This window comes from Acinetobacter sp. IK31 (genome assembly GCF_035615195.1).
Taxonomy (GTDB): domain Bacteria; phylum Pseudomonadota; class Gammaproteobacteria; order Pseudomonadales; family Moraxellaceae; genus Acinetobacter; species Acinetobacter calcoaceticus_C.
This window is the reverse complement of the sequence record NZ_JANBOB010000005.1, coordinates 125,371-131,868: the sequence shown is the minus strand read 5'-3', so window position 1 is coordinate 131,868 and position 6,498 is coordinate 125,371. Positions and strand designations below refer to the sequence as shown.

Below are 6,498 nucleotides of genomic sequence, written 5' to 3'. Positions count from 1 at the left end.
GGCTTATTACGTTCAAACTTGGCTTTAGCCATGATGATCTTCCTTTATAAACTGCTCATGCAGGGTCACTGCACGAGCGCTTGGTTTTTAACTAAGAATTAGTTTGGGCTTATAGTAATCGAAAGATTACTCGTCGTCACCTTTTTTACCGCCAGTCTGGAACTTAGCGATGATGCCTTCAGCCACGTTACGTGGAGTTTCAGCGTATTTAGCGAATTCCATAGAATAAGTCGCACGACCTTGAGACATAGAACGCATTTGAGTCGCGTAACCAAACATCTCAGCCAATGGAACTTCTGCTTTAATTGCTTTTGTTCCACCAGGAAGATCATCCATACCTTGAACCATACCACGACGACGGTTTAAGTCACCCATGATATCGCCCATGTAGTCTTCTGGAGTTTCTACTTCAACTTTCATGATTGGTTCAAGAAGGATAGGATCTGCTTTCATGAAACCGTCACGGAAAGCGTACGAACCAGCCATTTTGAATGACAATTCATCAGAATCGACATCATGGTAAGAACCATCGAATAATGTCGCTTTGATACCCACAACAGGGTAACCAGCTAATACACCATTCTTCATACGTTCTTGAATACCTTTGTCAACCGCACCAAAGAATTCTTTAGGTACAGTACCGCCGACAACTTCTTCAGCGAATTGGTATTCTTTACCAGCTTCTTCAACATCCATAGGCTCTAAACGAACATATACATGACCGAATTTACCTTTACCACCTGTTTGACGAACGAACTTACCTTCTTGCTCAACAGTCTTTTTGATTGTTTCGCGGTAAGCAACCATTGGTTTACCAATGTTCGCTTCAACACCGAATTCACGCTTCATACGGTCAACGATGATGTCAAGGTGAAGCTCACCCATACCAGCAATAATTGTTTGACCAGATTCTTCGTCTGTACGAACGCGGAACGATGGATCTTCTTTAGCCAAACGACCTAAAGCAATTGACATTTTTTCTTGGTCAGCTTTAGTTTTTGGTTCAACAGCCAATGAAATTACTGGCTCTGGGAATTCCATACGCTCAAGTGTAATGATGTTTTTCTCATCACATAATGTATCACCAGTAGTAACGTCTTTAAGACCTACACACGCTGCGATATCACCTGCACGGATTTCATCAAGATCTTGACGTTCGTTCGCATGCATTTGCACGATACGACCGATACGTTCACGCTTAGATTTAACTGGGTTATAAACCGGATCACCTTGTTTAAGAACACCAGAGTAAACACGTACGAATGTTAAGTTACCTACGAATTTGTCGTTCATGATTTTGAACGCTAACGCAGAGAACGGAGCTTCGTCAGATGCTTCACGAGACGCTTTAGTTTCGTCTTTGTCGTCAAGGATACCTTCGATCGCTTTAACTTCTGTAGGTGATGGTAAGAATTCAATTACAGCATCCAACATACGTTGAACACCTTTGTTTTTGAACGCAGAACCACAAAGCATTACTTGAATTTCAGAAGCTAATGTACGAGCACGTAAACCTGCAATGATCTCTTCTTTAGTAAGATCACCTTCTTCAAGGTACTTGTCCATTAATTCTTCAGAAGCTTCAGCCGCAGCCTCAACCATTTTGGTACGCCATTCATTAGACGTATCAACAAGGTCAGCTGGAATTTCAGCATATTCAAACTTCATACCTTGAGATGCTTCATCCCAGATAATCGCTTTCATTTCGATAAGGTCAACAACACCTGCAAACGTATCTTCTGCACCAATTGGCACAACGATAGGTACAGGATTACCACCTAAACGAGTTTTAACTTGCTCAACAGCACGGAAGAAGTTTGCACCAGTACGGTCCATCTTGTTCACGAATGCTAAACGAGGCACTTTATATTTGTTTGCTTGACGCCATACAGTTTCAGACTGAGGTTGTACGCCACCAACTGCACAGTAAACCATGCACGCACCGTCAAGAACACGCATAGAACGTTCAACTTCGATTGTGAAGTCTACGTGTCCCGGGGTGTCAATTACGTTGATACGGTGTTGTTCGAATTGGTTACCCATACCAGACCAGAAACAAGTCGTAGCAGCCGAGGTAATTGTAATACCGCGTTCTTGCTCTTGTTCCATCCAGTCCATTGTTGCTGCACCATCGTGTACTTCACCAATTTTGTGAGATACACCTGTGTAGAACAAAATACGTTCTGTTGTAGTTGTTTTACCTGCGTCGATGTGCGCAGAAATACCGATGTTGCGGTAATTACTAATTGGGGTTTGGCGAGCCATGAGGTCTACATTCCTAAATGTTATATTTAAAACAGGACGCATCAATTAGATTGATGCGTACAAATATCCAAGCAGGCAACTTAAATACCCGCAAAGCTCCCACTTTGATAAAGAGCAATGTTGAATCGAGCTGCTGTACGCATGAATATTCTCCTGATTAGGGACTGTTTTATCCGCTTAGAAACGGTAGTGAGAGAAGGCTTTGTTGGCTTCAGCCATACGATGCACGTCTTCACGTTTTTTGATTGCTGAACCTTTACCTTCAGCTGCATCAAGCAACTCACCAGCAAGACGTAAAGCCATCGTTTTTTCAGAACGCTTAGCAGCAGCATCTACTAACCAACGCATTGCTAAGGCAGTACGACGGGATGGGCGTACTTCCATAGGTACTTGATAAGTAGCACCACCAACACGGCGTGCTTTTACTTCGACCATAGGACGAACTTTTTCAAGAGTAGTCTCGAAAAATTCAACTGGGTCTACTTTGTTTTTTTCTTGAACACGTTCTAAAGCACCGTAAACGATACCTTCAGCAACAGATTTTTTACCATCTTGCATTACGTGGTTCATGAATTTAGCGATTGTTTGGCTGCTAAATTTTGGATCTGGAAGGATCTCACGAGCAGCGACTACGCGACGTCTTGGCATTTTAATACACCTAATAATATGACACTTCAGGATAATCCAGCAGTTTGTACAAGTGTCATGTACACGACGCTGGCCTTACTATACGTCGCTTGAATTACAAAACTATGAAGAATTCAAACAAGCGAAACGCTAAAGGGCTTATTGGACTAGTTTCCTAGAATTACTTCTTAGGACGCTTAGTACCGTATTTAGAACGTGATTGATTACGATCTTTAACACCAGCACAGTCTAATGAACCACGAACGGTATGGTAACGTACACCTGGTAAGTCTTTAACACGACCACCACGGATAAGAACAACACTGTGCTCTTGTAGGTTATGACCTTCACCACCGATGTAGCTAGATACTTCAAAACCTGAAGTTAAGCGAACACGGCAAACCTTACGCATAGCTGAGTTAGGTTTTTTTGGTGTAGTTGTATAAACACGTGTACAAACACCACGACGTTGTGGACAAGCCTTCAACGCAGGAACTTTGGATTTTTCAACCAAAGTCGTACGACCCTTACGGATCAACTGATTCGTTGTTGCCATATGGCAATTCTCCCGTTATTAATAAACCTTAAAAAGAAAATACCTCTTTTTAAGGGCACATAATTGTAAGCTAAGATGCAAAAATGGTCAACACGGCAATACTTACCAAATGTTGACCATATCAATCTTTGACAGGATAACTTACAAATCTAAATAGAGTTCAGATTTTATTTTTAAAGCTCTTATTTGTAAGCGTATTGTTAAGAGTATTTTTTATCCTCTAATTCCTCTTCATCTTCTTCAGGAGTTAAAGCTGGTTTTTGCTCCGTATGCTCATGTTCCTCTACATGTTTATCGGCAAGTTGCTCGATACCTTGATGAACATTTTCCTGAATTTTCTCTTCGCTCTTTTTACTTTCTGTAGGCTTTAAGACAATAGATACTTTTGAAATTACATCATGATTTTCTACTTTATGATGATGTGCAGCATGAACATTACCATCTTCACCAACATTTAAAAGACGTGGACTCGCTTTCTGCATGAGCGTAACCGCAGCATAATAAGCTTGTAACGGAGATAAATGCTCACTTGGATGTTCATTTAAATAATGTCGTGCAGCTCCAAAGATGGCCTGTGCTTTATGACCAACATCTTCTTGTAGTTTCCAACTATATACAGCGCTTAAAACAGCACCAGCAACTGGTGTAAATTTACCAAAGGCTGAGAGTTTAGGAATACGATTTAACCAACTCCATTTAAACTCCCCCTCTTCATCAACTAACCAATTCTTCAAAGTATCTAGATCAGTAGTTGAACCTAATACCTGCTGAAATTGACGAATATCTTGTGTTTCCAACATATTTCGTAACGTTTTTAAAGCTAACAATAGAGTTTGCTTTTCTGCAATCAAACTAATGTCCACTTCTTTAAAGATAAACTCGACGACATCTTGGTCTGTAACTTCCAAAAGATCAAAGCCATGTGATCTTCCTGTCTGATAAATTGTTCTTAAAACCAAGACGAGTGAAACTGGAACATCTACAGCAGCACCAACCACACCTGACACGCCTGTAATTGCCCCTTGTATTGTCGCAATTAATTTATTTTGTTCAATGAGTGCCTGACTTAAACGTTGAGAGCGTCCTGTATCTTTAGTTAGTTCAAATAAATCTTTAGCACCCGCTTCTTCCAGAATTTTTTCAGTTAAAGTGCTTTTTGAACTAAAGTCATTCAACCAATCAAATAAATAGCCTGAGACTTTTTGATCCCAATCTGGGGAAAGAAATGTCGCCACACCATTTACTTTTGTAAAATGCCGTCCAAAGACCTGACGAGTTACTCTCGGTAATTGTTCTCGAAGCATTTGTTGAGGACTTTCATATTGCTCAACTTCAAATGGGCTTTTTGCTCTCGATTTACCTTCAACCGTTTTACCAGCTGGAATTGGTTCAATTACCTTACTTACATCACCTGATTGGTTCTGTTGCAAGATACTCAATCCTGTAGAACTGAGCTTTTTAGCCACTCCGAAGACCTGAGAAAACAAATTGTCAGATTGATTATTATTAAATTTTGTCATCAAGTACCTCGATTTTTTAATTTATCTAATTAGACATAAATACTAGGTGGAATGTGGATTTATCTCAACTTGAATGTGTGTATTTTAGTTAACCCTAAATGCAACATACCATGTATTTAGTTATTTTTTTTAAATGTAAAATTGTCATAAAGATTTGCCATAAGAAATAAAAATCCTTTCTGCTATCATGTTAACAACGAAAAAACATGAGTCTTGTTTGCTTACAGCTATATTCTCCTATTCATTTTAATAGCTGTTGATCACGCTAGACTCTTAATATCACCATAAAGGGACCTGTAGATGAAACGTGTTGTAATCACTGGTATGGGTATTAACTCATGTATCGGTAACTCTTTAGAAGCAGTTACTCATTCACTTCAAAATGGAATCTCGGGGACACGTTTTAACCCAACTTATGCTGAACTCAATTTTAAAAGTCATGTGAGCGCTGCTGCAGAACAAGATTTTGATCATATTGACCGTAAGTTAAAACGCTTTATGGGCGTATGTGCAATGTACGCTTACAATGCTGCTGTTGCTGCTGTTGAACATGCAGGACTTACTGCTGAGCAAATCGGTGGTAATCCACGTTATGGTATTGCAGGCGGTTCAGGTGGTGGTTCAACTGCATCTGTTGTTGAAATGACAGAGCTTTTAGAGACTAAAGGTGCTCGTAAAGTAGGACCTTTCTTCGTACCACGCAACATGTCAAACACCATTACTGCAAACGTAGGTGTTGCATTCAAACTGCAAGGTATTGCTCATACCATTACAAGTGCTTGTGCAACTTCTGCTGACGCAATTGGTTATGCGTACAATCTTATCCAACTCGGCAAACAAGACCTTATGCTTGCTGGTGGTGGTGAAGAAGATCATTGGTCTCAAAGTTTATTGTTTGATGCAATGGGTGCGCTTTGCTCGAAATATAATGAAACTCCGGAAACAGCATCTCGTCCATATTCAGCAGACCGCGACGGTTTCGTTATTGCTGGCGGTGGTGGTTTTGTCGTACTTGAATCACTTGAGCATGCTCAAGCACGTGGTGCCAACATTTTAGCTGAAGTGGTTGGTTATGCTGCAAACAGCGATGGCGCAGATATGGTTGCTCCAAGTGGTGAAGGTGCTACACGTTGTGTATTAATGGCACTTGAAGAAGCTAAGCAACATGGCGTAGACAAAATTGACTATGTAAATACCCATGGTACATCTACTCCAGCTGGTGACATTACAGAACTTAAGGCAATGGAACGTGCATTTGGTGAAGGCAATGTACCTCCTCTTAGCTCAACCAAATCTATGACAGGTCATAGCTTGGGTGCAGCTGGTGTACAAGAAGCTATCTACTCTGTTCTAATGATGCAAAATGACTTTATCGCACCAAACATCAATGTAACTGAGCTTGATGAAGGCGCAAAACCTTTTGATATCGTACTTGAAAAACGTGATGCAAAATTGAATACTGTAATGAGTAACAGTTTTGGCTTTGGCGGTGTTAACGCTTGCCTTATTTTCAAGAAGTGGGATGCATAA

General features: G+C 40.5%; 5 protein-coding genes. 1 reads left to right on the top strand and 4 read right to left on the bottom strand.

Annotated elements, in window-relative coordinates; all coding sequences use genetic code 11:
• Positions 1 to 126: 126 nt before the first annotated feature.
• The 4 genes from fusA to MSG66_RS04295 form a co-directional block, all read right to left on the bottom strand.
• Positions 127 to 2,265 carry an elongation factor G gene (gene fusA / locus MSG66_RS04310; protein ID WP_003653284.1) on the bottom strand — a complete coding sequence of 713 codons (2,139 nt, stop codon included), beginning with the start codon at positions 2,263 to 2,265 and terminating at the stop codon, positions 127 to 129.
• A gap of 177 nt (positions 2,266 to 2,442) precedes the next feature.
• Positions 2,443 to 2,913: a 30S ribosomal protein S7 gene (gene rpsG, locus MSG66_RS04305; protein WP_003653285.1), complete on the bottom strand. Its 471-nt coding sequence runs from the start codon at positions 2,911 to 2,913 to the stop codon at positions 2,443 to 2,445.
• A gap of 160 nt (positions 2,914 to 3,073) precedes the next feature.
• Positions 3,074 to 3,448 carry a 30S ribosomal protein S12 gene (gene rpsL, locus MSG66_RS04300; protein ID WP_002050319.1) on the bottom strand — a complete coding sequence of 125 codons (375 nt, stop codon included), beginning with the start codon at positions 3,446 to 3,448 and terminating at the stop codon, positions 3,074 to 3,076.
• 200 nt (positions 3,449 to 3,648) lie between these two features.
• Positions 3,649 to 4,968 (bottom strand): EcsC family protein, encoded by a 1,320-nt coding sequence (locus MSG66_RS04295; protein ID WP_262474750.1) that lies wholly within the window; start codon positions 4,966 to 4,968, stop codon positions 3,649 to 3,651.
• Positions 4,969 to 5,268: 300 nt separating this feature from the next.
• On the opposite strand from MSG66_RS04295, the gene MSG66_RS04290 reads away from it, so the two are divergent.
• Positions 5,269 to 6,498 carry a beta-ketoacyl synthase N-terminal-like domain-containing protein gene (locus MSG66_RS04290; protein WP_004641618.1) on the top strand — a complete coding sequence of 410 codons (1,230 nt, stop codon included), beginning with the start codon at positions 5,269 to 5,271 and terminating at the stop codon, positions 6,496 to 6,498.